Origin of the sequence: Lacticaseibacillus mingshuiensis (genome assembly GCF_016861785.1) — a bacterium.
In the GTDB taxonomy this organism is placed as follows: Bacteria; Bacillota; Bacilli; order Lactobacillales; family Lactobacillaceae; genus Lacticaseibacillus; species Lacticaseibacillus mingshuiensis.
The window spans coordinates 78,603-104,618 of sequence record NZ_BOLS01000003.1; the positions used below are offsets into that span (position 1 = coordinate 78,603).

31 protein-coding genes, 1 other RNA gene and 1 other annotated feature are annotated in these 26,016 nt (G+C 55.6%); of the genes, 27 read left to right on the forward strand and 5 right to left on the reverse strand.

Annotated features, from left to right (window positions below):
- Positions 1-2 precede the first annotated feature (2 nt).
- From JUE67_RS02870 to JUE67_RS02880, 3 genes are all read right to left on the reverse strand, one after another.
- Positions 3-566, reverse strand: a complete 564-nt coding sequence (locus JUE67_RS02870) for a Gx transporter family protein (protein ID WP_203627240.1) — start codon at positions 564-566, stop codon at positions 3-5.
- Positions 563-1,006 (reverse strand): NusG domain II-containing protein, encoded by a 444-nt coding sequence (locus tag JUE67_RS02875; protein WP_203627242.1) that lies wholly within the window; start codon positions 1,004-1,006, stop codon positions 563-565. Before JUE67_RS02875 ends, JUE67_RS02870 begins: the two co-directional genes overlap by 4 nt.
- 107 nt (positions 1,007-1,113) lie before the next feature.
- Positions 1,114-3,018, reverse strand: coding sequence for an NAD(P)/FAD-dependent oxidoreductase (locus JUE67_RS02880; protein WP_203627244.1), 1,905 nt, complete (start codon positions 3,016-3,018; stop codon positions 1,114-1,116).
- Positions 3,019-3,323: 305 nt separating this feature from the next.
- Here JUE67_RS02880 and pplA point away from each other — a divergent pair, with 305 nt between their 5' ends.
- From pplA to JUE67_RS02950, 14 genes are all read left to right on the forward strand, one after another.
- A complete protein-coding gene (gene pplA, locus JUE67_RS02885; RefSeq protein WP_125697215.1) occupies positions 3,324-4,250 on the forward strand; it encodes an extracellular electron transfer flavoprotein PplA in 927 nt (308 codons plus the stop codon).
- A gap of 280 nt (positions 4,251-4,530) precedes the next feature.
- Complete coding sequence (locus JUE67_RS02890; protein ID WP_373300918.1) at positions 4,531-5,544, forward strand: FAD:protein FMN transferase; 1,014 nt, start codon at positions 4,531-4,533, stop codon at positions 5,542-5,544.
- A gap of 99 nt (positions 5,545-5,643) precedes the next feature.
- The gene (locus tag JUE67_RS02895; protein ID WP_203627262.1) at positions 5,644-6,597 is read left to right on the forward strand and encodes a UbiA family prenyltransferase; all 954 of its coding nucleotides are present in this window, start codon (positions 5,644-5,646) and stop codon (positions 6,595-6,597) included.
- Complete coding sequence (locus JUE67_RS02900) at positions 6,597-7,559, forward strand: UbiA family prenyltransferase (RefSeq protein ID WP_203627264.1); 963 nt, start codon at positions 6,597-6,599, stop codon at positions 7,557-7,559. The genes JUE67_RS02895 and JUE67_RS02900 overlap by 1 nt, the downstream gene beginning before the upstream one ends.
- 220 nt (positions 7,560-7,779) lie before the next feature.
- Positions 7,780-7,929 (forward strand): 50S ribosomal protein L33, encoded by a 150-nt coding sequence (gene rpmG / locus JUE67_RS02905; RefSeq protein WP_125697219.1) that lies wholly within the window; start codon positions 7,780-7,782, stop codon positions 7,927-7,929.
- 13 nt (positions 7,930-7,942) lie between these two features.
- Positions 7,943-8,113: a preprotein translocase subunit SecE gene (gene secE, locus JUE67_RS02910; protein WP_125697220.1), complete on the forward strand. Its 171-nt coding sequence runs from the start codon at positions 7,943-7,945 to the stop codon at positions 8,111-8,113.
- A gap of 99 nt (positions 8,114-8,212) precedes the next feature.
- A complete protein-coding gene (gene nusG, locus JUE67_RS02915) occupies positions 8,213-8,758 on the forward strand; it encodes a transcription termination/antitermination protein NusG (RefSeq protein ID WP_125697221.1) in 546 nt (181 codons plus the stop codon).
- A 1-nt stretch (position 8,759) separates the two neighbouring features.
- Positions 8,760-9,593: an alpha/beta hydrolase gene (locus JUE67_RS02920; protein WP_203627266.1), complete on the forward strand. Its 834-nt coding sequence runs from the start codon at positions 8,760-8,762 to the stop codon at positions 9,591-9,593.
- Positions 9,594-9,749: 156 nt separating this feature from the next.
- The gene (rplK, locus tag JUE67_RS02925) at positions 9,750-10,175 is read left to right on the forward strand and encodes a 50S ribosomal protein L11 (protein WP_125697223.1); all 426 of its coding nucleotides are present in this window, start codon (positions 9,750-9,752) and stop codon (positions 10,173-10,175) included.
- A gap of 84 nt (positions 10,176-10,259) precedes the next feature.
- Complete coding sequence (gene rplA, locus JUE67_RS02930; protein ID WP_125697224.1) at positions 10,260-10,949, forward strand: 50S ribosomal protein L1; 690 nt, start codon at positions 10,260-10,262, stop codon at positions 10,947-10,949.
- Between the two features lie 87 nt (positions 10,950-11,036).
- Positions 11,037-11,156, forward strand: a sequence feature (ribosomal protein L10 leader region).
- A 34-nt stretch (positions 11,157-11,190) separates the two neighbouring features.
- A complete protein-coding gene (gene rplJ / locus JUE67_RS02935) occupies positions 11,191-11,697 on the forward strand; it encodes a 50S ribosomal protein L10 (protein ID WP_125697225.1) in 507 nt (168 codons plus the stop codon).
- A gap of 63 nt (positions 11,698-11,760) precedes the next feature.
- On the forward strand, positions 11,761-12,129 hold the full coding sequence (gene rplL, locus JUE67_RS02940; RefSeq protein WP_125697226.1) for a 50S ribosomal protein L7/L12: 369 nt from the start codon (positions 11,761-11,763) through the stop codon (positions 12,127-12,129).
- Between the two features lie 391 nt (positions 12,130-12,520).
- The gene (gene mprF, locus JUE67_RS02945; RefSeq protein ID WP_373300915.1) at positions 12,521-15,157 is read left to right on the forward strand and encodes a bifunctional lysylphosphatidylglycerol flippase/synthetase MprF; all 2,637 of its coding nucleotides are present in this window, start codon (positions 12,521-12,523) and stop codon (positions 15,155-15,157) included.
- Positions 15,154-15,759, forward strand: coding sequence for a class I SAM-dependent methyltransferase (locus JUE67_RS02950; protein ID WP_203627268.1), 606 nt, complete (start codon positions 15,154-15,156; stop codon positions 15,757-15,759). Before mprF ends, JUE67_RS02950 begins: the two co-directional genes overlap by 4 nt.
- 59 nt (positions 15,760-15,818) lie before the next feature.
- Here JUE67_RS02950 and JUE67_RS02955 read toward each other — a convergent pair whose 3' ends face one another.
- Positions 15,819-16,406, reverse strand: a complete 588-nt coding sequence (locus tag JUE67_RS02955; RefSeq protein ID WP_203627270.1) for a TetR/AcrR family transcriptional regulator — start codon at positions 16,404-16,406, stop codon at positions 15,819-15,821.
- Between the two features lie 125 nt (positions 16,407-16,531).
- Here JUE67_RS02955 and JUE67_RS02960 point away from each other — a divergent pair, with 125 nt between their 5' ends.
- A complete protein-coding gene (locus tag JUE67_RS02960; RefSeq protein ID WP_203627272.1) occupies positions 16,532-17,266 on the forward strand; it encodes a sulfite exporter TauE/SafE family protein in 735 nt (244 codons plus the stop codon).
- A 48-nt stretch (positions 17,267-17,314) separates the two neighbouring features.
- On the opposite strand, the gene JUE67_RS02965 is transcribed toward JUE67_RS02960, so the two are convergent.
- Entirely contained in the window at positions 17,315-18,148 is an 834-nt protein-coding gene (locus JUE67_RS02965; RefSeq protein WP_203627274.1) for a helix-turn-helix domain-containing protein, read from the reverse strand.
- Between the two features lie 61 nt (positions 18,149-18,209).
- On the opposite strand from JUE67_RS02965, the gene tadA reads away from it, so the two are divergent.
- The 12 genes from tadA (at position 18,210) to JUE67_RS03025 (ending at position 25,986) form a co-directional block, all read left to right on the forward strand.
- Entirely contained in the window at positions 18,210-18,707 is a 498-nt protein-coding gene (gene tadA / locus JUE67_RS02970; RefSeq protein WP_203627276.1) for a tRNA adenosine(34) deaminase TadA, read from the forward strand.
- A gap of 10 nt (positions 18,708-18,717) precedes the next feature.
- An RNA gene (gene ffs, locus JUE67_RS02975) (signal recognition particle sRNA small type) lies at positions 18,718-18,815 on the forward strand.
- Positions 18,816-19,050: 235 nt separating this feature from the next.
- Positions 19,051-20,730 carry a DNA polymerase III subunit gamma/tau gene (gene dnaX / locus JUE67_RS02980; protein WP_203627278.1) on the forward strand — a complete coding sequence of 560 codons (1,680 nt, stop codon included), beginning with the start codon at positions 19,051-19,053 and terminating at the stop codon, positions 20,728-20,730.
- Positions 20,731-20,748: 18 nt separating this feature from the next.
- On the forward strand, positions 20,749-21,057 hold the full coding sequence (locus JUE67_RS02985) for a YbaB/EbfC family nucleoid-associated protein (RefSeq protein ID WP_125696598.1): 309 nt from the start codon (positions 20,749-20,751) through the stop codon (positions 21,055-21,057).
- A 10-nt stretch (positions 21,058-21,067) separates the two neighbouring features.
- Positions 21,068-21,667, forward strand: coding sequence for a recombination mediator RecR (recR, locus tag JUE67_RS02990; RefSeq protein WP_203627280.1), 600 nt, complete (start codon positions 21,068-21,070; stop codon positions 21,665-21,667).
- 10 nt (positions 21,668-21,677) lie between these two features.
- A complete protein-coding gene (locus JUE67_RS02995; protein ID WP_125696525.1) occupies positions 21,678-21,941 on the forward strand; it encodes a YaaL family protein in 264 nt (87 codons plus the stop codon).
- Positions 21,942-22,048: 107 nt separating this feature from the next.
- Positions 22,049-22,714: a dTMP kinase gene (tmk, locus tag JUE67_RS03000; RefSeq protein ID WP_203627282.1), complete on the forward strand. Its 666-nt coding sequence runs from the start codon at positions 22,049-22,051 to the stop codon at positions 22,712-22,714.
- Between the two features lie 24 nt (positions 22,715-22,738).
- The gene (gene darA / locus JUE67_RS03005; RefSeq protein ID WP_125696527.1) at positions 22,739-23,068 is read left to right on the forward strand and encodes a cyclic di-AMP receptor DarA; all 330 of its coding nucleotides are present in this window, start codon (positions 22,739-22,741) and stop codon (positions 23,066-23,068) included.
- Positions 23,068-24,048, forward strand: a complete 981-nt coding sequence (holB, locus tag JUE67_RS03010) for a DNA polymerase III subunit delta' (protein ID WP_203627284.1) — start codon at positions 23,068-23,070, stop codon at positions 24,046-24,048. The genes darA and holB overlap by 1 nt, the downstream gene beginning before the upstream one ends.
- 2 nt (positions 24,049-24,050) lie before the next feature.
- Positions 24,051-24,389 (forward strand): DNA replication initiation control protein YabA, encoded by a 339-nt coding sequence (locus tag JUE67_RS03015; protein WP_203627286.1) that lies wholly within the window; start codon positions 24,051-24,053, stop codon positions 24,387-24,389.
- Positions 24,389-25,258, forward strand: coding sequence for a 16S rRNA (cytidine(1402)-2'-O)-methyltransferase (gene rsmI / locus JUE67_RS03020; RefSeq protein WP_203627288.1), 870 nt, complete (start codon positions 24,389-24,391; stop codon positions 25,256-25,258). Before JUE67_RS03015 ends, rsmI begins: the two co-directional genes overlap by 1 nt.
- Positions 25,255-25,986, forward strand: a complete 732-nt coding sequence (locus JUE67_RS03025; protein ID WP_203627290.1) for an acyl-[acyl-carrier-protein] thioesterase — start codon at positions 25,255-25,257, stop codon at positions 25,984-25,986. The genes rsmI and JUE67_RS03025 overlap by 4 nt, the downstream gene beginning before the upstream one ends.
- The last annotated feature ends 30 nt before the right edge of the window (positions 25,987-26,016 follow it).

The window sequence follows — 26,016 nt, forward strand, 5'->3', positions numbered from 1 at the left end:
GACTAAGTCTCCTTCTTCTTGCGACGGCCGCGATCAAAACGCAGCCGCTGCAGTGTGTCGACATGTTCGAATAAAAAGTTTGCGGCAACGCCGACTGCCAGCCCTGCCAGAATCCCCATAAAGGAAAGAACCGGCAGATAAAGCATGACTGTCCAGCTCTGGGCGATCCAACTGGCCACGGTCAGCTGCCCGACGTTGTGCAAGATCCCGCCCGCCGTGGAGATGCCGATCATGCTGACGCGTTTTGGCCCGAGCTGTTTGATCAGCAGCATCCCACACCAACTCAGTAAGGCGCCGGCGCCACTGTATAAAAAGGTCGACAGCGTGCCGCCAAGTAGGGTGGTCAAAACCAAGCGAAGCACCATCAGCAAAAAGCTGTCCGGGACCGACATGGTAAACAGCGAGACGATCGTGATCAGATTGGCGAGGCCCAGTTTTGCCCCAGGCGCAAACGCAAACGGAAACGGAATCATGCGCTCGAGCAGGCCGATGATGACGCCTTGTGCGCACAGCAGGGCGATGTAGATCACCTGTCTGGTGCGTTCGGGCCGATAAACGCGGGTCATTCTGTCACCATCCCGCCTGTGTTGTTGCCGCTGCTGGCCGTGGTGCTCTTGATCTCGATCAGCAGTTTATGTGGCAAGCAGACGATGGTTTGACCGGGCCGACTGATCTGGCCTTCGCGCACGCAGACCTGATCCTTGCAGTTGGCCTCTTTGATCGCGATCTTCGAGCCGGTCGCGACGATCTCGTTCCATTCGTCGCCATCGTTGTAGCGAAAACGTGTGGTGCCCTTGTGGCCGGTGAGCTTTAGCCGGTAGACCTCTTTGCCGTCATGCGTGACAACGGCGGTGTAGACGGCGGGCTCAGTGCGGGTCGCTTTTTCCTGCGCCTGCTGCCGGGCAAACACGACATAAGGAATGAATGCGGCAAGCATGAGGGCGACCACAATGATCACGTCGAAAGGGCGGATCATGTGCAAATATTTTCGAATGCCATGGTCCATCCTTCGTCCCTCCTTTTTTGCCAATGAAAAAGTCCTGAGGCCAGTCTACCTCAGGACCTTTCTAGCGGGCAAGGGGCATCGAGGCCACTTGCTTGCGGGCAGCTGACTTACTTCATGACCGAGCTGCCATAAAGTGCTTTAGGTTTCCCATACCGCCACTTGCCAAAGACCTTCTGCAGGTAAGGAACCACCCACTTGTCGAGCCCGAAGCTGCGGCCTGAACCGTTCATGACGGCGATGGCCATCGGGATCATCCAAATGTTGACCCAGTAGAACATCCCGCTCAGGCAGAAGATCGCGGTGAAGGCAACGGAGACGGCGCCGCTCAGCCAAGTGAAGAGGCCAGCGACAAGCGCCAAGCCGATCAGCACTTCGATGACGGTCATCGACTTTTGCATGAAGAAGGCGACTTGCTGGTTTGGAATCAGCGTCTTGGTGATGCTGTACATCCAGTTTGGCATTTGATCAAAAACCATCATCGGATCCTTGCCATATTGATAGGAAAGGGAGAAGACAGCCTTAGCCGCTTCCTTGGTGGCATCAGCCGCTGCGCCAGACGCCGCGCTTGTGGCATCAGCGCCGGCTGCGGATGCACCACTGGTCGCCGCTGGCTGGAGCCAGGAAAATGGCAGGCGCAGCTTATCAACGAACCAGGATTCGCTGGAACTGAAGATCTTCGGCCAGCAATCCACCAACCACATCAGACCCAAGAAGATACGCGCCGGCACCGCCCAGAGCACATTGCCTTGACGGGAAATGTGGCCGCGCATCAGGTTGCGGTCGTTGCGGGTACGGAAGAACTCGTGCATGAAGTATTGGAACAGATAGTAGCCGGAGAAGATCTGGACGAAGTAAAGCATGTTGACAAGATGCTTCATCAACATCGCGAAGAACCCGGACAGATGCAGCCAGCCCATGATGTTGGCCACACCGTAACGGGAGCCAAGGGAGACCATGAAGCCAGAATAGGAAGCCTTGTAATCCGTGTCACCGGCTTGGCCAGCCATCTTCTTTTCGATGTTGGTCAACGCGGTCTGGGCACTGGCTTCGGCGCCTTGAACGATCTGAGGTTCGCCGCGATCTGAATTGCCAGCGAAGAAGGAAACGTCACCGACGACATAAACGTTCGGGTCGTCTTGGCTCTCCATGTGAGAGTTGACCACGATGCGGCCGGCGCGGCCCTGGGTCAGGCCAAAATTCTTGGCTTGGTCGGTGGCCTTGACGCCAGCGGTCCAGATCAAAGTCGAAGTTGGGAAGGTCGAGCCGTCTTTCAGATCGACATAGTCTTCGTGAACGCCGATCACACCGGTGTTTTTCATGACCTTGATGCCGCGCTTGATCATGTAGCGTTCGGCCTTATCAGCATCGCTGCGGTCGAGCATGTTCATGATCGTTGGGGCCATTTCCATCAAAGAGAAGGTGATCTCTTCAGGGTCGATCTTATTTTCCTTGGCCAGCACATCGCGCCAATCGCGAAGCTCGCCAATCGTTTCGGTCCCGGTGAACCCGGAGCCAACGACAACAATGGAAAGCAGAGCCTTGCGCTTGTCGGGATCTTGTTCGACCGCCCCGCGGCGAACAACGTCTTCAATATGCGCCTTGAGCTGAATGGCCTGTTCCCATGAACCCAATGTGAAGCCATTCTCTTTGACCCCAGGGGTGCCAAAATCATTTGGCTCCGAGCCGATGCCGAGCATTACATAGTCGTAGGGATAAGCACCGTGTTTGGTCTTGACGACCTTATTTTCGCGATCGATGTTGGTGACCGTGTCGGTGACCAAGTTGACGTTCTTGCGGCGACAGAAGAGACGCTGCAGGTCGTATTGAATCGCATCTTCAGGTGTTCGATCGGCTGCGATCTCATGTAGCTCGGTCATATAGGTGAAATACGAGTGACGGTCGATCAAGGTGATGGTGACATCTTGGTCTCGCTTAAAATGTTTTGCGAGTCGCTTCGTTGCGTAAACGCCGGCAAACCCCGCGCCGACAACAACGATATTTTTTTGCGCCATGGATACACACTCCTTAGTGTAGATGATGCCAGATAATGGCTGATTGCATGACAAATTATACCCTCTAATTGCGTTCATTGTCCACGCCTTCACGAGGATTGATACCGTTTTCTGTGAAATTGATGTAAGCGTGTCAAAAGCGCGCGCTTATCGCAACCGCAAACGGTGCCATAAAAATGAGAAACCGCTCATAATCGAATGGCTATTGTTGCTTTTTGCACATGCTGTGAGTACACTTGGTTTGTGTGAAATGTAACACAAGGGGCAACAAGTGTTGCAAAAAAAGGCGCAAAGGGGAAAACACCATGAAGTTAAGTAAAGTATTCGCAACTGTCTCCGTACTCGCAGTGTCTGTTTTGACATTGTCTGCATGTGGGAGCAGCTCATCCAGTGACTCGAGCTCCAAAGCAAGCAGCTCGAAAGTTGAGAAGTCCTCGTCAAGCAAGACCGAGGAATCCTCAGAAGCCAAGCAGACTGCTGGCGGGGCGCTGAAGGACGGGACCTACAAGCTTGAAGAAGCTGACTTCTCTCACGGCTATAAAGTGGAGATGTCGATCACTGTCGCAGACGGCAAGATCTCTGATTCGACCTATGACTATGTCGACAAAGATGGCAAGTCCAAGCAAGATGATGCCGACTACGAAAAGCAAATGAAGAAAGTCAACAACGTCGGCCCGAAGGAATACATTCCTGAACTCAAGGAATCCCTCGACAAGAACGGCACGAATGTTGGCGCCATCGACGTTGTGTCCGGTGCGACCGATTCATCCTTGACCTTCAAGAACTATGTCCAGCAACTGATCCAGGCTGCCCAAGCTGGAAGCACGGACACGATCAAGATCGACAACACCGCGAAGATGAAAGACGGCACTTACACGCTTGAGGAAAAGAACTATTCTCACGGCTACCGTGTCCACTTTGAGATCGTGGTTGCTGGCGGGAAGATCACCGAAAGCAAGTACGACAACATCGACAAGGATGGCAAGTCCAAGACCGATGATGCGGCTTACGAAAAGCAAATGAAGAAAGTCAACAACGTCGGTCCTAAGGAGTACACCAAGGCCCTCAACGAATCTTTGGTCAAGAACCAGGAACCAGCCAAGGTCGAAGTTGTTTCCGGTGCGACGAGCTCCTCTGACTCCTTCATCCTTTATGCACAACAGTTGATCAACGCTGCTCAGGCTGGCAACACCAACACGATCGAGATCGACAACATCGTTTACGGCGAATAACAGTCGCGACGCGCAACTTAACTCGCGATTCATAGTACGGCGAAGCAGGGACAAAACCTCGGTTTTGTCCCTGTTCCTATGTCTAGGGAAAATTGGCGGCGGATGCAGCGCGGCTGGCTAGCCTAGCTGCTCGACCATAAACGCGCACCTTCGCACCCTTTTCTTTTTGGTCAAACGCCGGTATATTTAAATCGATAATACGCGTGGGAGGCGCACTCGAGTGAAAAAAAGATGGCTCAAACAAGCAGCACTGGCGCTTATCGCGCTAGTCATTTTACCGCTGGCGGCCTGCAATCAGGCAAAACCGGCGACCAAGGCACCGGAGTTGGTGAAGACCCCGTATCAGGACACCCAGTTTCTGATGGGGACCGTGGTGACCTTGCGCATTTATGACAAAGGCAAACAGCCCGTTCTTGAAAAGGCGTTCGATCGCATCAAGGAGCTGGCTGATGCGATCACCGTCAACCAAAAAGGCTCGCAGGTCGATGCGGTCAACGCCGCAGCCGGCAAGCATGCGGTGAAAGTCGACAAGGACGTTTTTGACCTGATCACTTACGCCAAATCATACAGTGAACAGTCCAATGGGAGCTTTGACCTCGCGATCGGGCCAATCACCAGCTTGTGGCACATTGGCTTCGCGGACGCCAAAAAGCCGACCCAAAGCGAGATCGATGCCCGCCTGCCGCTGGTCCATTATCAAGATGTGACCCTGAATGCTGCCAAGCGCACCGTCTATCTGCAAAAAAAGGGGATGGCGATCGACCTGGGGGGCATCGCCAAGGGTTACATCACCGATCAAGTGGTCAAGGTCCTCAAGAAAAATGGGGTGACCACCGCGATCGTTGACCTCGGCGGAAACATTTATGTGCTCGGCCACAGTCCCAAGGCAAAAGACGCAGATTGGACGGTCGGCATCCAGGATCCCAAACAGACGCGCGGGAGTTCACTTGGGACGATTCCGGCCAGCAATAAGACCATCGTCACCTCTGGCATCTATGAACGGTATCTGAAGGTCGATGGCAAGATTTACATGCATCTGATGAACCCAAAGACGGGTTATCCATTCGACAACAACTTGATGGGGGTGTCGATCATCACGAAACATTCCGTTGACGGGGATGCGCTGTCGACGGCCACATTCGACAAGGGGCTCAAGGATGGCTTGGCCTTCATTGAAAAACGCAAGGACACCGAGGCGATCTTCATCACCAAGGACAAAAAAGTGTACATCAGCAGCGGGCTGAAAAAGACGTTCAAGCTGATCACCGGCCTTGGCTACACGATGGGCAATTGATCGGGTGTCATTTTTCTAACGCATATATTATAGAAGAAAATCATTTGCCGGCCGGTCGGCAGATGCTGGAGGCAACGCGACAACAAGTTGGGGGTCAACATGAGTATTCGTGCATTTTGGGAGTTAGTTGAGGGACCGACAAAATTGGCAAGTATCTTGCCTTTTTGTGTGGGGACCTTGTTTGCGGCCGTGGTGTTAGGACAGGTCAATTGGGTCAACAGCACCCTGTTTTTCATCGCGATGCTGTTGTTTGACATGACCACCACCGCGATCAATAACTGGATGGATTATCGCAAGGCAAAAGACGACCAGTATCGACAAACGGTGAACGTGATCGGGCGCCGGCAGTTGCCGATTGCCTTGGTGCGAGCCGTGATCTGGGGGATGCTGGCGGTGTCCACCGCGCTGAGCTTGGTGTTGGTCTGGCGCACGGACTGGCTGTTGCTGCTGGCAGGCGGGGCGTGTTTTGTGGTCGGCATTTTCTACACATTTGGGCCGCTGCCGCTGTCTCGCATGCCGCTGGGCGAACTTTTTTCCGGGGTGGTGATGGGCCTGGGCATTCCCGGTATTGCCGCCTATGTGACCGCGCGCACAACGCCATTTTTGCAGCTGACGTTTGCCTGGCCAAACCTGGCGCTGGCTGGGGATTGGCCGGCGCTGGTCGCTTTGGCCTTCGTCTGCGTCACGCCAATGGCCACGATCGCCAATGTGATGCTGGCCAACAACATGTCTGATCTCGCAGAGGACACCGCCAACAAGCGCATGACCCTGCCGATGTATCTGGGGCCAGCCAACAGCCGACTGCTGTACACGCTGCTGGCATACGGCGGCTATGCAGCAGTGGCGCTGGCGGTTGCAGTCGGCCTGCTGCCGTGGCCGACGCTGGTGGCACTGGTGACGCTCCCCTGGGCGATGCGCAATACGAACCGCTTCCGGCATCGCCAGGACAAGCGCCTGACGTTCAAGACCTCGCTGTACAACTTGCTCCTTGAAAATGGCGGGCTGATCGCCGGTCTTTTGCTCAGCCTGCTAGTGAAGGGAGGGGTGCGCTGATGGATGAGGAAACCGCATACCGGCCGCTGACCTGGCCACTTTTTCTGGAGTTGATTCGGTTGCCTGCAAAAGCAGCGAGCCTGCTGCCATTTTTGCTCGGGGTGGCTTATGCAAAACTCGCATTCGGCCAGCTGGATTGGGTCAACACCTGTCTGTATTTTGTCGGGCAAATGAGCATCGCGCTGTTTGTCACCGGCTTCAACAATGTGCAGGATTACTACAAGGCAAAAGACTTACAGTACCGGGCGACCCAGAACATCATCGGCCGCGAGCATCTGTCTCCGGGGCGGATGCTGGCCTTGATGGGGGCGTTTCTCGCGCTGGCGGTGGCCATGGGTTTGGCGCTGGTCTGGCGGACCAATTTGAGTCTGCTTTTGATTGGTGGCGCCGGAATCTTCGTGGCGATCTTCTACACCTTTGGCCCGGTGCCGTTGTCGCGGATTCCTTGCGGGGAGCTGCTGGCGGGGCTGTGTGAAGGCTTTGGCACGATCTTCATCGCGTGCTTTGTGAATATCACCCCGCGGCCGGTCGATCTGACTTTCACAGTGAGCCACTTTGTCTTGTCCGCTGATCTGGGTATGATCCTGCAACTCCTGCTGGTCGCTCTGCCGATCGTGATTCTGGATGGCACCGTGATGTTTGCGGACAACATCTGCGACATCGACCAGGATATCCGCAATCAGCGCTTCACTTTGCCGTATTACCTGAGCAAGGAAAAAGCACTCCGCATCTACCCATGGTTGCCGCGCCTGGCTTTTGTCTGTGTGGTGCTGGCCGTGCTGCTTCGGCTACTGCCGTGGCCACTTTTGGCGGTGCTACTGCTTTGGCCCTTGGTGCGGCGCAATACGCAGCGCTTCATGGCAAAACAGAGCAAGCGGGAGACGTTCAATACTGCGATCTCGTCGCTGCTGTTGGTGGCGAGCGGGGAAGTGGTGCTGATGGTGGTGGCGATCTTGTTGTGAGCACTGGGTCTCCCGCGGGCCTGCGCACCCTTCAGTTGGGCTACGCGGGGCAGGGGGGAACGTCTAACTGGGCCTGTCACTCGGGGCGAAGAGCGCCCCAAGCGCCAGGCCCAAGTTAGCCGCTCACCCCTAAGCGCCCCGCTGCGCACCCTTCAAATACTTCATAGTTGTCTCACTCGCCTTTTTTTGATATGCTGAAGTGCGAGTATGGAGGTTCAACATGTCTGTAAAAAAAGTAGCGATGGCGTGCAGCGTCTGCGGCCGGCGTAATTACTATGTGCCGGAGAACAAACGGCGCACCGAGCGTCTGACCTTGAATAAATTCTGCAAGTACTGCGGAAAAGTGACCGAACATAAAGAAACGAAGTAAACGGAGGGTCATCATGAAGTTTATCAAAAGTGTTGTTGCTGAAATGAAAGCTGTCACTTGGCCGACAGCAAGTGAGACCCGCCGCGATACGACGACGGTGGTCATCACGTCCTTGCTTTTTGCGATCTATTTTGCGCTGGCCGACTGGGCGATCTTGGCTTTGCTCAACGCATTTGTCTTTTAGTTGAAAAATCGGGCGAGTCTGCTATACTTGCCTTAGCGAAAAAACCGCTGCACATGCGCAACGGTTTTTTTATTTGCAACTAAACAAAGGAGCTTAACGATGGCTGAATCAGCAGAGAAACAATGGTATGTGCTGCATACCTATTCCGGTTACGAAAATAAGGTCAAGACGAACCTCGAGAGTCGCGCCACCTCGATGGGCATGGACAACAACATTTTCCGTGTGATCGTGCCTGAAGAAGAAGAGCACGAAATGAAAAATGGCAAGGACAACGTCAAGATGGAAAAGACGTTCCCGGGCTATGTGCTGGTCGAAATGGTCATGACCGACGAAAGCTGGTTCGTGGTTCGAAACACGCCAGGCGTCACCGGATTCGTTGGCTCTCACGGGGCAGGCTCCAAGCCAGCGCCGCTGTTGCCGGAAGAAGTCTCCTCAGTGCTGCACAGCATGGGGATGGCCACCGCCCGCACCAATGTGTCCTATGAAGTGGGCGAAACAGTCACGATCATCGCCGGCGCATTTTCCAGCATGACCGGCAAGATCACCGCCAACGACGCCGACAAGCAAAAATTGCGCGTCACCATCAATATGTTTGATCGCGAAGTCGCCGCCGAACTCGACTACGACCAAGTGGACAAACTGTAAAATGGCTTGGCTCATTCTGATCGGGTGTCTCGCGTTCGGCGCGGCACTCGATTTTTATATGCTTGGGCGGCCGCAAAAAAAGCGCGAAGCAGCTATCGGTGATCACACACCGACGTTATTTGTGCCGGGGTATCTCGGCAACCGCCTGTCGTTTGGCCATATGCTTAGGCGCCTGCCGATCGACAAACAAGTCGTGGCGGTCGTGACGCGCAGCGGGCGGGTGCGATTGCGCGGCCATCTTCAACTCGGCCCGCATGTCGGCGTGCAGGTGCTGTTTGCCGATAAGCGCATCCGGCCTCGGGCGCAACGCGAGGGCTTGATGCGGGTGGTCGCTGCCTTGCAGAAGCAGGCGGCTTTTTCTGAGATCAATCTGGTCGCGCATTCGATGGGCGGGGTGACGGCGCTGCTCTACACGATCAGTCGGCCGCCTGTGCCGGTCGCGGCGCTGGTGTCGATCGCCGCGCCGTACAATGACCTGGAAGTCGCGAAGAACACGCCGATCTTGGATTGGCATCTGACTGGCACTGGCCCCGAGCAAACGGCACCGGTGTATGATTTTTTCCAGGCCCACCGCGCGGATCTGCCGGCGCAGTTGCGCTGGTTGAACATCGCAGGGGACTTGTTTACCGGCAGCCTGGCCCATGATGGCGTCGTCGGCGTGAATTCAAGTTTTGCGGTTCGCTTTTTAGCTGAAAATACGGTGGCGGATTACCGCGAGGCGGTGGTCCGCGGCCCCAGAGCGGCACACAGCTTATTGCATGAAAATCCGGTGGTGGCTCATGACATCACCACCTTTTTGTGGGGACCGAGGCAGCTTGCTGCAAAGACGCGCTGACCGATTTTTCCGTCAGGTCGTGTCCCGCCGTTGAATCCGCTTGAAGTTTGGCGGCTTTCATGGTAATCTACTCAGGTATGTTTTTGCATACGCGTGGGAGGTCAAAATCAACTTGGCCATCATCACCACATCACGGACTTAAGGAGGTTATGTTTCGTGGCTAAAAAAGTAGCAAACATCGTTAAACTCCAGATCCCTGCTGGTAAGGCAACTCCGGCCCCGCCAGTTGGCCCAGCACTGGGCCAGGCTGGGATCAACATCATGGGCTTCACCAAGGACTTCAATGCGCGGACCGCAGATCAGGTCGGCATGATCATCCCTGTTGTGATCACCGTGTACGAAGATCGTTCCTTCGAATTCATCACTAAGACCCCGCCGGCAGCAACCCTGCTGAAAAAGGCCGCTGGTGTTGAACACGGCTCCGGTGAACCGAACACCAAGAAGGTCGCCAAAGTGACCAAGGATCAGGTTCGCCAGATCGCGGAAACGAAGATGCAAGACCTTAACGCCGCAGACGTTGAAGCTGCGATGCGCATGGTTGAAGGGACTGCACGCTCGATGGGCTTTGAAGTCGAGGGCTAATGTCCGGATCATCGGCGAAAGCTGAATGAATCAAGTGGAAGGGCTCCGGCCCGTTGACCACATTTGCAAGGAGGAAAATCCAGAATGGCTAAAAAAGCAAAGAAGTATCTCGAAGCGTCCAAACAGGTCGACGCGACTAAGACTTACACGCCGGAAGAAGCAGTTGATCTCGTGAAGAAGATCGATTTTGCCAAGTTCGACGCAACGGTTGAAGTTGCTTACAACCTGAACATCGATGTCAAGCAGGCGGACCAGCAGATCCGTGGCGCCGTTGTCCTGCCAAACGGGACCGGTAAGACTCAAAAGGTCATCGTGTTTGCGGAAGGCCCGCAGGCACAACAGGCAAAGGATGCCGGTGCTGATGAAGTTGGCGGCGACGACTTGGTTCAAAAGATCCAAGACGGCTGGCTCGACTTTGATGTTGCCGTTGCGACCCCGCCAATGATGGCGAAGGTTGGTCGTTTGGGCCGTGTCCTTGGCCCGAAAGGCTTGATGCCTAACCCGAAGACCGGCACCGTGACCATGGATGTCACCAAGGCGGTCAACGACGTCAAGGCAGGCCAAGTGGCATACCGTGCTGACAAAGCTGGTATCGTTCACGCCCCAATCGGTAAGGTCTCCTTCGACACCGCGAAGTTGCTGGAAAACTTCAAGACGATGAACGACGTGATCACCCGTGCACGTCCTGCATCTGCGAAGGGCCAGTACATCAAGAGCTTGACCGTGACCTCGACCTTTGGCCCTGGCGTCACAGTCGACAGCAACGCCTTCTAAGGTCGTTTGCAAAAAGTCGTCGCCACGTGCGACGGCTTTTTTATTTTCTCCGGTTGACGCGTCTGACCTGGAATGTTACACTCGTTTTTGTGTTAATTCACTCTGCCTAAGACTCAGGTGGCGCAAGCCTTAATTATCCTGCCGAGGTGGTATCGGTTCAACAGATACCTCTATGTCTTGGTAGACATGGAGTTTTTTTATACCTAAAAGAACTTCGATCAACTAACAGGAGGTGAATCAAATGAGTGAAGCGATTCAAGCACAAAAAGCCGAGATCGTCAAAGGTGTTTCCGAGCAGTTCAAAGCCGCATCCAGTGTTGTTGTTGTCAACTACCGCGGCTTGACGGTTGCCCAGGTCACCGACCTGCGCAAGGAGTTGCGTGATGCAGGGGTCAAGATGGAAGTCATCAAGAATACCTATCTGCGTCGTGCTGCTGACGCCAACGGCTACGAAGATCTCGACGAGGTCTTCACTGGCCCGACTGCTGTTGCCTTTTCCAACGACGATGTTGTCGCTCCTGCCCGCATCATGAAGAAATTCGCGGACAAGATCGAGGCATTGGAGATCAAAGGCGGCATCATCGAAGGTAAGGTTGCCACGCTTGACCAGATCAATGAACTGGCCAGCTTGCCAGATCGCGATGGGCTGCTTTCCATGCTGCTCTCCGTTCTGCAGGCTCCGGTACGCAATGTCGCATACGCGATCAAAGCGGTTGCCGAAAGCAAGGACGAACAGCCTGCTGCCTAAGCGTTACGTTTTATATTCCCGCCGCATTGCGGCATAATTTCATTTTAATTGGAGGAAACAAACATGGCTTTAGATAATGAAGCAATCATCAGCCAGCTCAAAGAAGCTTCCATTCTTGAACTGAATGATCTTGTAAAAGCAATCGAAGAAGAATTTGGTGTCTCCGCTGCTGCCCCTGTTGCAGCTGCAGCTGCTGGCGCCGGCGATGCCGCTGCTGAAAAAGACAGCTACACCGTTGAACTGACCGAAGCAGGCCAGGAAAAGGTCAAGGTCATCAAGGCCGTTCGTGAGATCACTGGTCTCGGCCTGAAGGATGCGAAGGGCCTCGTTGATGCTGCGCCTTCCGCAATCAAGGAAGACATCACCGAAGACGAAGCAAACAAGATCAAGGCTCAGCTTGAAGAAGTTGGCGCAACGATCACCCTCAAGTAATTTTATTGATTACTTGAATCAGAACACGCGCACCGCATGCCAGCAATGGCGGCGGTTGCGCGCGTTTTTTTGTACCTGGAATTCGCGAAGATCGACATCATCTCGTTCTTTTGATGGCCAAATGACGGTACAAATACGGTACAAGTATGGTACAAGTCCACTCTAACCCGGAATACTTCGATAAGAGGGCGAAAAACTCAAGTGCGCCGTAAGCTGTACCGTTGCTGAGTCACGCGATGTTTTACTCAGCGGGAAAGCTGTCCGCGCATGCCTCACCGCGATTCAGTGCCTCCCGCGTGACTTTTCACCGGCCAGTGCCTTACGCTTTTGTTACCGTATCGCCCGCCGCTTTTCGATATAATGGTCAGGATAAGAAACGGAGGAATCGATCTTGAAAAAAGTCGCGATGCGCGTGGTCGACTGGGTGCGCGCCCATCTCACACTGCTGAAAGTGCTGTTCGTGCTTTCCGTCTTGGTGCTGGTCTTCTTTGAATTCGGCCGCATTGCCAATGACCTGAATGGCGCCGCAATGAAGGAGAGCCTGGCTTCTCAGGGGCCGCTGTCGCTGCTATTGATGGCGGGGGTCGGCTTGGTCGCGGTGCTGCCGATGCTCAATTACGATTTCACGATCGTCGAGATGTTGCCGGGGACGTTCAAGCCACGCTACATCGTGCGGTCCGGCTGGATCGTCAACTCCTTTACGAACATCCTGGGCTTCGGCGGGTTTCTCGGCGCCAGTCTGCGGGCGAATTTTTACCACAAGGGCGCGACGCAAAAACAGATTCTGTTTGCCATTTCAAAGATCGCCTTATTCCTGCTGGCAGGGCTGTCCCTGTGGTCCATGATCGCGCTGATCATGATCTTCGGTTTTGGCATCGGCAAGATGTACACCGACTACTGGGTCTGGCTGATCGGCGGTGCGGCGTATTTTCCGGTGCTGATGCTGATCACGCATTTGACCAACAAGGCGTTTTTCGCGGATATGCCACTGGCTCGTCAGTTGCGGCTGACGCTCGGCTCGTTCCTGGAATGGGGCGGGTGCGCGTGGTTCTTCATTATGATCGGCGCAATGCTGCATGTGCAGATCAACTTGCTGCATGTGCTGCCGCTGTTTTTAGTTGCCAACGTGATCGGTGTGCTGTCGATGGTGCCTGGTGGGCTGGGTTCTTTTGACGTGTTCATGCTGATGGGGCTGGGGACGATCGGTGTGGATCCGAACCTCGCCATGGTGTGGCTGCTGTTTTACCGGCTGTTCTACTATGTGATTCCGTTTGTGATCGGCGCTGTGCTGTTCATCGAAGATGCCGGCCGGCGTGTCAATGAGTTCCTTGAAGGCCTGCCGATGCAGGTGATTCGCAAAGTGGCGTTTGGCTTGCTTGTCGTCTTTATGTATTTTTCCGCCATTATGCTCCTGCTCCGCGGCGTCATTCCGGAAGCGGCGATGCATAATCACCTGTATACGCGGCTGTATCCATACACTTTCTTGTTTCTCAGCCGCGTGACTAACATCGTGATGGCCTTTGTCATTTTCGGGCTGGCCCGCGGGGTGGCGAGTCGCGTTCGCCGCGCATTTTGGCCAAGCATGGCGGTGATGGCCTGGGCGCTGATCTGGTCGCTGCATCGCGGGGCAAGTGGTCGCTTCATTGCCTTTTTGGCCATCATTTTGGTCGCCGGTTTCTTTGCCCGAAAAGAATTGACGCGCGACCGGATGGATTTTCCGTGGGGCAATCGGCTGGTCGATGGGGGTATCTTCGGCCTCACCGCTCTGTTTTACGGCATTGCCGCGTTTTATAATGCACCGAGCATTCATCACCGGCGGCCGGTGCCGCAAGTCTTTCTCTTTCCGTCTGAGCGGATGTGGTTCACGACGCTGGTGGGCGTGATCGCGGCGGCGCTAACGCTGGCGTTGATCTATCATTACCTGTCGCGCCCGCTGAAGACGCTGGATGATCCGTATGATGAAAAACGCATCCAGGCGTTGATCGATCGATTCGGTGGCAACGAGATCTCGCATCTGGCGTTCACCCGTGACAAACGCGTGCGCTTTTACCAGGTGGATGGCGAAGACCGGGTCATGTTCCTGTTTCGTAAAAAAACGGATAAGTTAGTCGTGTTGGGTGAACCGATCGGCGATCCGGCTGAGGTCAAACATGCGATCGGCGATTTCATTCGTGCGGCTGACGCACAGAACCTCTCTCTGGTCTTTTACGAGATCACCGAAGAGCTGACGATGTTGCTCCATGAATTTGGATTCGACTTCATGAAATTTGGTGAGGAAGGCTACGTTGACGTCACCGCCTTCACCTTGGCCGGCACCAAGCGCAAAGGGGAACGGGCCTTGATGCATAAATTTGAGCGCGAGGGCTATCGCTATGAGTGGCTTCAGCCGCCATTTGCTGCCGCGACCCTGGCGCAGCTGCAGGCCGTTTCCGCCAGCTGGCTCGCGGAGCGCCCTGAAAAAGGCTTCTCGCTTGGCTTTTTCGATGCGCATTACCTCAACAGCGCGCCAATCGCCGTGATCAAGGACACGGCCGGCCAGATCGTCGCGTTTGCCTCGGCCATGCCGATGACGGCCGGGAAGATCACCTCGATCGATTTGATGCGCTCAAGCGAAGAAGCGCCAAGTGGCATCATGGACGCAGTGTTTATCAACCTGTTTGAGCAGGCCAAGGCGGACGGCTACACCCAGTTCGACATGGGCATGGCGCCCCTAGCCAACGTCGGCAAGTCCGACTACGCGTTTTTGGAAGAAAAGATGGCGCATCTGGTCTATCGATATGGCTATCGCTTTTATGGCTTCGCTGGGTTACGCTCTTATAAGAATAAATATGTGACCACCTGGGTGCCAAAATATGTCGCGTACCGGAAACGCAACTCGCTACTGTTCACGTTGCTGCAGATCTTACTGCTGGTGAACACGCGCGTCGATGCGCCAAAGTCCAATGGCGGCATCTTGGCACGGCGGCTGGACTTTATCGATAAAGTTTCCGACTGGGTGAGTCGCGCAGGAAAGCGGGACAATGAATGACGCAATATTTTGAAAATGATCCGGCGCTGGCCCATGACGAGCAGACCTTTCAATTTGACTTGGCCGGCCATCAGCTGACCTTCACCACCGACAACGGCGTGTTTTCCAAACATACGGTCGACTTCGGCAGTCGCACCCTGATCGACACGGTCATGGCGCAGACGCTGATCGCCGGGCCGGTGCTGGATGTCGGCTGCGGCTGGGGGCCGATCGGGCTGAGCCTGGCCAAAGCGATGCCGACGCGCCACGTCGTCATGAGCGACGTGAACGAACGGGCGCTTACCTTGGCAAAGCGCAACGCGACGGCGAATCAGGTCGAGAACGTTGAGATTCTTGAGTCCTCTGTTTACGACGCGATCGAAGGGTCGTTTGCGGCGATCGTCACCAATCCGCCGGTGCGGGCAGGCAAGGCCGTGGTGTCCGCGATCTTGAGCGGGAGCCTGGCGCATCTCTTGCCAGGCGGCGAACTGTTCGTCGTTTTGCAGAAAAAACAAGGCGCCCCATCGGCCTTGAAGTTGATGAAGGCGACATTCGGGGACGCGGTCGTGTTGCAAAAGGCCCATGGCTATTATATTTTGCATGCACAAAAAGCGTCGGTCTGACTCGCTCGACCGACCTTCATTCTACTTGAAGCGGTGTTTGCCTAGACTGGGCGACGCCGCTATTTTGTTGGCGTGCGGTCTTCGACTGTCAGTGCATCGATGCCACGTTCGATCATCCAGCGAAAACTGTCTTCTTGCGGCAGCTCTGCATTGTTGAACCAGCCGGAGGAAATATTGATCAATTCCCCGATGATCAGATCGCGCAGCAGTCGGCCGCCAAGCAGGCGCGCACGCTCGCTGGCCACGACCGCCGCGACCGACTGGGTCAAGAGCGTGCGAAAGGCGGCCACCGGTTCATCTGCGATCGCATCCTCGCTTCGCGGTAAGGCGACGATGAACTGACTGAGGCGGGGATGTTCCAGGCAGACCCTGCGGCAGATCAGTGCAAATTCGACTAACGCTTCGCGACCTGTCTTGCCGAACAGATCCGTTTTCAAACGCTCGACGAGGCTAGCAACCGTTTGATCGAGAATCGCGTAACTGAGGGCTTGCTGATTGGTGAAGTAGGGGTAAAGCGCCTGCGACTTGGTGCCGAGTTCCCGGGCGATGTTGGCAAAGCTCACTGCGCTGCCATTGTTGATCAATGCGATGCCGCATTCGATGATGCGCGTTTGAGACAGCACTTGTTTAGACGTAGTGACCTCCAAAAAAATTTTATGCCGGTATTTACAACTAGTAAATGTGAACTACAATGTGTAATTGACGATGCCATCAGTATACTGCTATTTTCAGATAGCGGCGGCACCAATTCACAACAAGGGAGATCTTCTAGATGATGATCGTTGGGCTGCTCGTGATCGGATTTGTGATCGGGGTCTTTGTGATCTCGATGGGCGGCGGCGGGGCCGCATTTTACTTGGGCGTCTTGACGGCGATTTTTGGCCTTGATCCGCACACAGCGGCAGCCACCTCGCTGGTCACCGCGCTACCATCGCTCGCACTTGGGGCTTTCACTTATTATCGTCAAGGCAAGGTGAACGTGAAGCTCGGCAATCAGATGCTGCTGGCGGCGTTGCCAGCGGTGATCGTCGGCTCGCTGGTTGCACCCTATATCCCGCAAACGATCTATAAATGGGTGATTGGCCTGATCTTAGCTGGACTTGGTGCGAACATTCTCTTTCAAAAAAACGGCGGTGCCCCAAAGCAGCAGCGGCGCTGGCTGGCCAGTTTATTCGGCGTGCTCAGCGGGCTGATGGTCGGCATCGCGGGGCTGTCCGGCGGTGGGCCGATCATCGCAGGCCTTTTGATGATGGGCCTGGATATGATGGACGCCGCGGCGACGTCTTCATATGTGCTGGTCTTCATGTCGCTGGTCGGCGCGCTGCTGCATCTGACCGGCGGCGCGGTTGACTGGCATGCTGGGCTCGGCCTGATGATCGGGGCGCTCGGCGGAGCTTTGGTCGCGCCGCACTTGATGACACATCTTACCAGCGGCAAGTTTGCAAACTATCTCAAGCCATTCATGGCGCTGCTGTTGATCGGGATGGGCATCAAGACGATCATCTGACAAATAAAAATGCGCGGAGCCGGAAAATCTTGGGCTTCGCGCATTTTTCTACTTGCCTTGCACCAGCAGGTAACAAAGCACCAGATCATCCATTTGCTTCAGGGAAAACCCGGTCTGACTCTGAAATTTGTCGATTCGATATTGCAGGGTGTTACGATGCAGGTAAAGTGCCTTGGCCGCCGCGGTCAAATTGCCCTGATTCTGATAAAGCGCATTGATGACCGGTTTCATGTCCAGATCATCTTGGTTGATCTGCGCCGTCAGCGTCTTCATGATCGTGCTTCGGCTGCGCGGGTTTTGCGTGTAAAAATTCAACGCGATACTCTGCAGATCTTCGAGGCGCCCGCTTGTGCTTTCGGCGAGGCGACTCTCTTCGGCAAAAAGATTCGGCATGTCATCACTCGGCTGCCAAAAATGGCCGACAAAAAGCCGCGTCTTGGTGCCAAAATCCGTATCGAGCGTGTCCATCATGCCCTGTAGCTCATCAAGGCTCGCTGGCGTTTTAGATTGCGGCTCCACGATCACGCCGCGGCCTGAGGTGAGGAAAAAGCCTGTGGCCTTGCTCGTGAACAGTGAAATGAAGGCCTCGAGCCAATCTGCCTCGCTGGCCGCCGCTTTTTCAAAGCTCACCACAAACTGAAGGAACCGGACCTCTTTTTTGCTCGGAGCCGGGCCTTGGCCTTGCAAATAAAGGGCCCACGGGTGGGTGCTTTTCAGCTGCGGGACCAACGCGGATAACAGCGCGAGCTCCCGCGGCGATAGATCGCCCTTCGCGACGGCGATCACCTGGCCATCAATTGCCATGGTCATCGTGTCAGCCGGAAATGGCGGTGCCTCATAGACGGTAAAATATTGCTTGAGTAATGGTAAAATAGTTGTCAATGATCGTCCCTCACAGAAAAGTTTCACCCCCATTGTAGCATAGGAAGAAGGCGAGCCTCATATGGAAAATGAAAACCGGTGGATGGCGCTGGCGTTAGAAGAAGCAAAGGACGCGGCGGCGATCGGTGAAGTGCCGATCGGGGCGGTGATCGTGCATGACGGGCAAGTCGTGGGGCGCGGCCACAATCTGCGCGAACATGCCCAGGACAGCACGCTCCACGCCGAGGTCTTGGCGATTCAAGAGGCGTGCATGACGCTTCATACATGGCGGCTGGAAGATTGTGACCTGTATGTGACGCTGGAGCCTTGTCCGATGTGCGCCGGGGCCATGATCAACAGTCGCATTCGCACCTGCTATTTCGGCGCGCACGATCCAAAAGCTGGTGCGGCCGGCAGTTTGGTCGATCTGCTCAGTGATACCCGGTTCAATCACCAAGTTGCGGTGGTCGAAGGGGTGCGGGCTCAGGAGGCTGCCGCGCTCTTGCAAACATTTTTCCGCGGCATTCGTCAGCGGCGCAAGCAAAAACAGGCTGGTCAAAAGGCATCAAAGCAGGTATAATTGTTTTTGCCGTAAGGCCTTGAGGCAATGATGGCTCATCGAATCGTGTCAGATCCGGAAGGAAGCAGCACTAAGGTGAGTTCGTCATGTGCCTCTTGTTTTATGCCATTATTCATGGAGTTGCCTGCGGGTGGCTCCTTTTTCTATGGTCGGGGCCGGTGGCAACCTATTTTTCGTCTGAGGGCTGGTGACCTGGGCCAAGGGGGCGACAGTTGTCCACTGGGTCTGGCGGCATTCTCCGGCTTATTTGCCACTGGCGATTTTCCGGCGACACCGGGTCGAGTAAACCGATATTATGGTACACTGAGACAAGACGATTTCATTTTGAAAGGAAGGCGTGACGATGGCATATCAAGCATTGTACCGGGTCTGGCGGCCGCAACAATTTGCCGACGTGATCGGGCAAGAGGCGATCGTGCGGACGCTGAAAAATGCGCTGATCACTGGGCAGACCAGCCACGCCTACCTCTTCACGGGGCCGCGCGGGACTGGCAAGACCTCAGTCGCGAAAATTCTGGCCAAGGCGCTGAATTGTGAGCACCTCCAAGATGGCGAGCCGGATAATACTTGCGAGCTGTGCGTGGCCATGAACGAAGGGCGCCTGACGGATGTCATCGAGATCGATGCCGCGTCCAACAACGGCGTCGATGAGATCCGCGATATTCGGGACAAGGCAAAATACGCCCCGACCCAGGCGCGGGTCAAGGTCTACATCATCGACGAAGTGCACATGCTTTCGACCGGCGCGTTCAATGCGCTGCTCAAAACGCTGGAAGAGCCGCCTGCGCATGTGGTCTTCATTCTCGCCACGACCGAGCCGCAAAAAATTCCGGCGACCATTATCTCGCGGACCCAACGCTTTGATTTTCGCCGAATCACGCCGGAAGATCTGATCAAGCGCATGGCCTTCATTCTCGACGACAAAGGCATCACTTACGACGACACGGCACTGGCGGTGATCGCCCGGGCCGCGGAAGGCGGGATGCGTGACGCCTTGTCCATCCTCGACCAGGTGATGGCGTTTGGCGACGACCATGTCACAACGGAAAATGCGCTGGATGTGACCGGCAGCGCCAGCACCGCCGAGCTTGGGGTGTATCTGGCGGCCATTGCGAGCCGCGATGTGGCCAAAGCACTGACGACGATCGCGGAGTTGCTGGCGGCGGGCAAGGACGCGGGGCGCCTGATCGAGGACCTGATCGAATATCTGCGCGACTTGTTGGTCTATCAGGCGGCCCCGAGTTTGATCGATGCGACCCAGGCAGCACTGTTAGATGATGCCTTCAAGGACCTGGCCGGCCAGTTGAGCGCCGAACAGCTCTACCACATGATCGATGTGCTCAATGAAACGCAGCAACAGTTGCGCCTGACCAATCATCCGGCGCTGTACCTGCAAGTCGCAACGGTTCGTTTGGGCGAGCGGCCAGCCGTGAGCGTGCCGGTCGCCCAAGTCGACCCCGCTGGCAGTCAAGAAGTCGCAGACTTGGCGCAACAGGTGACGACGCTCAAGGAAGCGCTGGGCCGCCTGACTGCGAAAAGTGCGCCGGCCTCAGCCAAAGGGCCAGCGCGGAAAAAAGGCCCGAAGCAGGTCGACAAGGCGCACATCTACCCGATTTTGGAAAAAGCCACCAAAGGCGATCTCGAATCGCTCAAGGAGGTCTGGCCGGATCTGCTCAGCATGCTGACGCCGCCAAAACGGGCGATGATGAACGTCTCAAAGCCTGTCGCGGCCAGTCCGGATGGGGTGATCGTCCAATTTCAGTTCGACATCTTCGTCGCACGCGCCAACAGCGACGAGACCCTGATGGCGGAGCTGGAAAATGGGCTGGAGCGGCTGACTGGCAAACGACCGGTCATCGTCTTGGTCGAGGCCGTGGACTGGCCGGACATTCGCAGCACCTATCTGAAAACAAAAGGCGCACCGACGACGCAGACCAAGAAAAAGCCGCAAGCGGATCCGGTCGTGAAAACGATCGGCGATCTTTTTGGGCAGGCAGACAATATCACGATCAAAAATGATTAAAAAGGAATGGTGACGACTATGCGTGGCATGGGCAATATGCAAGGTATGATGAAACAGATGAAGAAGCTCCAAAGTAACATGACGGCAGCTCAGGATGAATTGAACCGGACCGAATTCACCGCCACGTCGGCTGAAGATATGGTGACCGTGGTCTTCACCGGCGACAAGAAGCTGAAGGATCTGACCATCAAGCCCGAGGCGATCGACCCTGACGACCCGGACATGCTCCAGGATCTGATCATCGAAGCGGTCAACAAGGCGCTTTCTGATATCGAAGAAAAGACACAAAAGACAATGGGCAAGTTCACACAAGGCTTGCCGATGTAGCGAGGTTAAGATGCAATATCCAGATCCGATCGCAAAATTGATCGATAGTTATATGAAGTTGCCGGGTATCGGCAGCAAAACAGCGACCCGGCTCGCTTTTTTCACCATCGATATGAATAAAGAGGACGTCGAGACCTTCGCCAGCAGCTTGACGGCTGCCAAAAACGACCTGCATTACTGCTCGATCTGTGGCAATATCACGGATGAGGACCCGTGCGCAATCTGCAAGGACCCCAGCCGGGACCACAAGACGATCTTGGTGGTCGAACAGCCAAAAGATGTCATGAGCATCGATCGCAGCGGGGATTATCACGGCCTGTATCATGTGCTGCATGGTGTCCTCAGCCCGATCGATGGGCGCGGGCCAGAAGATCTCAACATCTCAAGTCTTTTGCAGCGGCTCAAAGATGACGCGGCGGTGGACGAAGTGATCGTTGCGACTAACGCCACGCCAGAAGGGGAAGCCACCGCGCAATATCTGGCTCGTTTGATCAAGCCGGCCGGCATCAAGGTGACGCGGCTGGCACATGGCCTGGCGGTGGGTTCTGACATTGAATATGCCGATCAGATGACCTTGTTGAAGGCGGTCGAGGGCCGCACTGAGTTATAGGAGGTGCGCGATGTTTTTCAAAGCAAAACCGGCAATCAAGGAAAATGCGGACCAGGCGCTGATGGATGCCGTGACAGATGTTCGCGGCCGCATGGCGCATCAAAGAAATTTGCTGCGGACCTTTCGCGAGGTCGATGAGCAGACCCGTGCCAGCCTCGCCCTGCAGGAAGCCCTGTTTGACTTTTTATACCGGGAGGCCCGGGTGCGCAAGGTCTCTGGTGCGATCATTCAAAAAACGGCGGCCGAGCAGCTCAGCGCGGCAAATGGCCGCTAAACGACGGACGGCCGGGGCGACCCGGCCGTTTTTTAGTAGACGGGCATGATTTCCGAAGGCTGGCAGTTTCTTTCACGTCGTTTTTCAAGTAAACTAGGAGTAACTGGATGAGAAATGGGGGCGTTGGCGTGGGCCAATTGATCACTTTTGAGGGACCCGACGGCGCGGGCAAAACAAGTGTCTTGAACGGGTTGATGCCACGATTGAACGCACATTTGAGCCAGCCGGCCCTTTTGACCCGCGAACCAGGCGGCACACCGATCGCCGAACAGATCCGCGAGCTCATTTTGGACCCGGCCAACACCGCGATGGACGCGCGGACTGAGGCGTTGCTATACGCGGCCTCACGCCGGCAACACTTGGTCGAGGTGATCGAGCCGGCGCTGGCGGCGGGGCGCGTGGTGATCTGTGATCGCTTTGTCGATAGCTCGATCGCTTATCAAGGCGCCGGGCGGGGCATCGGGGAAGACGCGGTGCGCGCCATCAACCTGTTTGCGACAGCGGGCCGGCAGCCGGATCTGACGCTGTACCTGGATGTGCCAAGTGCAGTGGGCCTGGCCCGCATTAAGGCACATCAAGGCGAGCGGCAATACGACCGGTTGGATCAGGAAAAAGAGGCGTTTCATCTGCGCGTGCGTCAGGCGTACTTGGATCTGGCGGCCGCTTCGCCGACACGCATTCACACGATCGACGCCACACAGCCGCTGCCGCAGGTGATCGCCGAGTGTCTCAGCGTCCTGCAGCAACATTTAGTCTCAGATTGGCAGTCATGACCAGCGATTAAGGAGGGAATCATCATGAAATTGATCTTAGCCATCGTTCAGGATAAGGATAGCAACCTGCTTTCAAGCGAGTTTATCGACGCAAACGTTCGGGCAACCAAATTGTCGACGACGGGCGGCTTTTTAAAGTCTGGCAACACCACGTTTTTGATCGGGATCGAAGACGAGCGTGTCGATGAGGTCTTGCAGATCATCAAAGACAGCGCCCAGACACGTGAACAGTTCATGACCCCGCCGGTCCACCTGGATACCACCGCGGATAGCACCATGTCCTACCCGATCGAAGTGCAAGTCGGTGGCGCGACCGTGTTTGTGCTACCAATCGAACAATTTGAGCGGTTCTAATGGGTGCTTTTGATATTGCGACGCTGCAGCCCAAGCTGGTTCATCAGTTTGCCTCAGTGATCGCGCGCGGGCAGTTGTCGCAGGCCTATGTATTTAACGGTGCAAGCGGAACCGGCAAGCATGACTTGGCCGCGTGGATCGCCTTGCGCCTTTTTTGTGAACATGTCCAGAAAAATGGTGAGCCGGATTACACCTGCAGTGAATGTCAGCGGGTGCTGACGGGCAATCATCCGGATGTGGTGATCTTGCAAACGGCCTTGCGCAGTCTGAAGGTCGATGATATTCGCGACATGAAGGCGGAAATGGCGAAAACAGGCGTCGAGCGCAATCAGCGTGTGTTCATCATCGATGATGCGGATAAAATGACCGCCCAGGCCGCCAACAGCCTCCTGAAATTTTACGAGGAGCCGGTGCCGGGGATGGTGATCATCCTGACCACCACCGCGAAAAATCAGTTGCTGCCGACCATTTTGTCACGGGCGCAAGTGATCAATTTTCCGCCGCCACGTCGCGAGACCGTGATCGCCGCGCTGGATCAAAGTGGCGTTGCGCCTTCGCTTGCCGCAGTGGCTGCGGCCTTGAGCGCGGATGTGCAGACGGCCCAGACCGTGGCAGCTGATGAGACGTTTCAGCAACAGGTGGCGAAGGTCCAGACTGTGATCGGGCTGGTCGCCGCCCATGACGACGAGGCCTTTGTGCAGGTGCAAACGACGCTGGTGCCGCTCGCACCAAAGCCGGCCGATCAGCAGGTCCTGCTGTCGCTGATTGCGCTTGTCTACCAAGACGCGTTGAACCAACATTTTCACGCGAAGGTGCCCGCGACGTTCGGTGGCCCCTTGATCGAGCTGCTGGCGGACCAGTCGGAAAAACAGCTGGAAGGTGCCTTGAGCGCGGTGCTCAAGGCGCAGGTCCAGCTCAGCCAAAACGTCACCTTTCAGTCCACCACGGAGCAGTTGATACTCACTTTGTTAGAAGGATAGATATGGAAAAAAAAGCGCTATACGACGGCATCGTCAAATTGGAGCAGCAAACGTCCAGCATCCTTGCCCAACTCGGGGCGATCAAGGCCGAAATGGCAGATGTCTTGGCCAAAAATTCGGAGCTTGAAATGGAGAACCAGCACCTGCGCGAGCACTTGCAGGCGATGGAAAATAGTCCCGAGCATCGCTCCAACGGCGATGTTGAACTGTCCAAATCCAAGCAGAACCTCGAAAGCCTGTACGAAGAAGGATTTCATGTCTGCCCCTATTATTACGGTCAGCGGCGAATCGATGATGAACCCTGCGCCTTTTGCGTGGATATCATCTATGGTGAGCAATAATGCAGCGCGTGTCGAGTTTTGCCGCGCATGAGAGTGGGACGCTTTATTTGGTGCCGACGCCGATCGGCAATCTGGGTGACATGACGCAGCGCGCCATCGACACGCTCCAGGCCGTTGATCTGATCGCCGCTGAGGACACGCGCAACACGCAAAAGTTGCTCAACCGGTTTGACATCGCCACCAAGCAGATCAGTTTTCATGAACACAATACACAGGCGCGGATTCCGGAGCTCTTGGCCCGCCTTCAAGAAGGACAGAACATCGCCCAACTATCCGATGCCGGCATGCCGTCCATCTCAGATCCGGGCAAGGAATTGGTGCACGCAGCGATCGAGGTTGGCGTGCCGGTCGTGCCCCTGCCTGGCCCGAATGCCGGATTGACTGCATTGATCGCGTCCGGATTGGTGCCACAGCCGTTCCTGTTTTACGGTTTTTTGCCGCGAAAACAGGGGGAGCAGCGCACGGCACTTGAGGCGCTGAACAACGAGCGGGCCACCATGATCTTTTACGAATCACCATTTCGAGTGGCGAAGACGCTGACGATGATGCAAACAGTGTTCGGCGACCGCCAAGCTGTTTTGGCCAGGGAACTGACCAAGAAATTCGAGGAGTTTTTGCGTGGGACGCTTAGCGAATTGGCGGCGGCGATGTCGGAAGAGGCGCGCGGCGAATTCGTGATCTTGGTGGCCGGTGCACCGGATGAGCCGCTGCAGGCGCCTGACTTACCGCTAAAGGCGCAAGTCGAGGCTGCCATTGCAACCGGGGCGCGGCCGAATGATGCGATCAAGACAGTGGCCAAACGCAACGGGGTCAAGAAACAAGTCGTCTACAACGCCTATCACGAGTTGGATGAGGGGGATGCACAATGAATTACGAAGAGCCATACCGAGTCCCAGTGTATCTGGGCAATCAAAAAGGGCAGATCTCGCTGGCCAGCGCGGTGGACATCGCGCTGATGGGGTCTGAGCACCAGCTCGATCAACTCGACGCCGGCATTGCGGCTTTAGCCAAACACGGCGCAGGCTGGGTGATCACGCAGTACGAAATGACGATCAACCGGATGCCAAAGGCCGAAGAGCAATTGACCTTGGGAACCGCCGCCACGACTTACAACAAATTGATGACGTATCGCGATTACTGGATCAAGGATGAGGCTGGCAACGAGCTGATGCGGTTCACTGGGGCGTGGGTGATGATGGACCTGACGACGCGCAAGCTGATTCCCGTAATCGCCGATTTTGCGGCGCGTGTCGGCGCGCCGTTTGACACCCACGTCAAACGCTTTCCGCGGCTGGCCAAGCTGAGTGGTGAGGTACAGGCGGTGCCATATCGTGTGCGGTATTTTGACATCGACGAGAATGGCCATGTGCACAACACTCGGTACTTAGACTGGATGGAAGATTCGCTCGGGGCAGATTTTCTCAATTCGCATGAATTGACCGGCGCCAGCATCAAATATGCCCGGGAGGTTGCTTATGGGACGCAGCCCGAGGCGCAATTCACCGTCAGCGCGGATGGCCTGGAAACGGCGCATCAGGTGGTCACGGATGGCGTGGTGAACGCCGAAGCCCAGCTGCGTTGGCGCGACCGGCACTGAGTTCGCACCGGCCAAAAAAGCACCACAGGC

Coding starts and splice junctions, on each gene's coding strand:
- JUE67_RS02870 (WP_203627240.1), bottom strand. CDS start 566: ATGACCCGCGTTTATCGGCCCGAACGCACCAGACAGGTGATCTACATC.
- JUE67_RS02875 (WP_203627242.1), bottom strand. CDS start 1,006: ATGGACCATGGCATTCGAAAATATTTGCACATGATCCGCCCTTTCGAC.
- JUE67_RS02880 (WP_203627244.1), bottom strand. CDS start 3,018: ATGGCGCAAAAAAATATCGTTGTTGTCGGCGCGGGGTTTGCCGGCGTT.
- pplA (WP_125697215.1), top strand. CDS start 3,324: ATGAAGTTAAGTAAAGTATTCGCAACTGTCTCCGTACTCGCAGTGTCT.
- JUE67_RS02895 (WP_203627262.1), top strand. CDS start 5,644: ATGAGTATTCGTGCATTTTGGGAGTTAGTTGAGGGACCGACAAAATTG.
- JUE67_RS02900 (WP_203627264.1), top strand. CDS start 6,597: ATGGATGAGGAAACCGCATACCGGCCGCTGACCTGGCCACTTTTTCTG.
- rpmG (WP_125697219.1), top strand. CDS start 7,780: ATGTCTGTAAAAAAAGTAGCGATGGCGTGCAGCGTCTGCGGCCGGCGT.
- secE (WP_125697220.1), top strand. CDS start 7,943: ATGAAGTTTATCAAAAGTGTTGTTGCTGAAATGAAAGCTGTCACTTGG.
- nusG (WP_125697221.1), top strand. CDS start 8,213: ATGGCTGAATCAGCAGAGAAACAATGGTATGTGCTGCATACCTATTCC.
- JUE67_RS02920 (WP_203627266.1), top strand. CDS start 8,760: ATGGCTTGGCTCATTCTGATCGGGTGTCTCGCGTTCGGCGCGGCACTC.
- rplA (WP_125697224.1), top strand. CDS start 10,260: ATGGCTAAAAAAGCAAAGAAGTATCTCGAAGCGTCCAAACAGGTCGAC.
- rplJ (WP_125697225.1), top strand. CDS start 11,191: ATGAGTGAAGCGATTCAAGCACAAAAAGCCGAGATCGTCAAAGGTGTT.
- rplL (WP_125697226.1), top strand. CDS start 11,761: ATGGCTTTAGATAATGAAGCAATCATCAGCCAGCTCAAAGAAGCTTCC.
- JUE67_RS02950 (WP_203627268.1), top strand. CDS start 15,154: ATGACGCAATATTTTGAAAATGATCCGGCGCTGGCCCATGACGAGCAG.
- JUE67_RS02960 (WP_203627272.1), top strand. CDS start 16,532: ATGATGATCGTTGGGCTGCTCGTGATCGGATTTGTGATCGGGGTCTTT.
- tadA (WP_203627276.1), top strand. CDS start 18,210: ATGGAAAATGAAAACCGGTGGATGGCGCTGGCGTTAGAAGAAGCAAAG.
- dnaX (WP_203627278.1), top strand. CDS start 19,051: ATGGCATATCAAGCATTGTACCGGGTCTGGCGGCCGCAACAATTTGCC.
- JUE67_RS02985 (WP_125696598.1), top strand. CDS start 20,749: ATGCGTGGCATGGGCAATATGCAAGGTATGATGAAACAGATGAAGAAG.
- recR (WP_203627280.1), top strand. CDS start 21,068: ATGCAATATCCAGATCCGATCGCAAAATTGATCGATAGTTATATGAAG.
- JUE67_RS02995 (WP_125696525.1), top strand. CDS start 21,678: ATGTTTTTCAAAGCAAAACCGGCAATCAAGGAAAATGCGGACCAGGCG.
- tmk (WP_203627282.1), top strand. CDS start 22,049: ATGAGAAATGGGGGCGTTGGCGTGGGCCAATTGATCACTTTTGAGGGA.
- darA (WP_125696527.1), top strand. CDS start 22,739: ATGAAATTGATCTTAGCCATCGTTCAGGATAAGGATAGCAACCTGCTT.
- holB (WP_203627284.1), top strand. CDS start 23,068: ATGGGTGCTTTTGATATTGCGACGCTGCAGCCCAAGCTGGTTCATCAG.
- JUE67_RS03015 (WP_203627286.1), top strand. CDS start 24,051: ATGGAAAAAAAAGCGCTATACGACGGCATCGTCAAATTGGAGCAGCAA.
- rsmI (WP_203627288.1), top strand. CDS start 24,389: ATGCAGCGCGTGTCGAGTTTTGCCGCGCATGAGAGTGGGACGCTTTAT.
- JUE67_RS03025 (WP_203627290.1), top strand. CDS start 25,255: ATGAATTACGAAGAGCCATACCGAGTCCCAGTGTATCTGGGCAATCAA.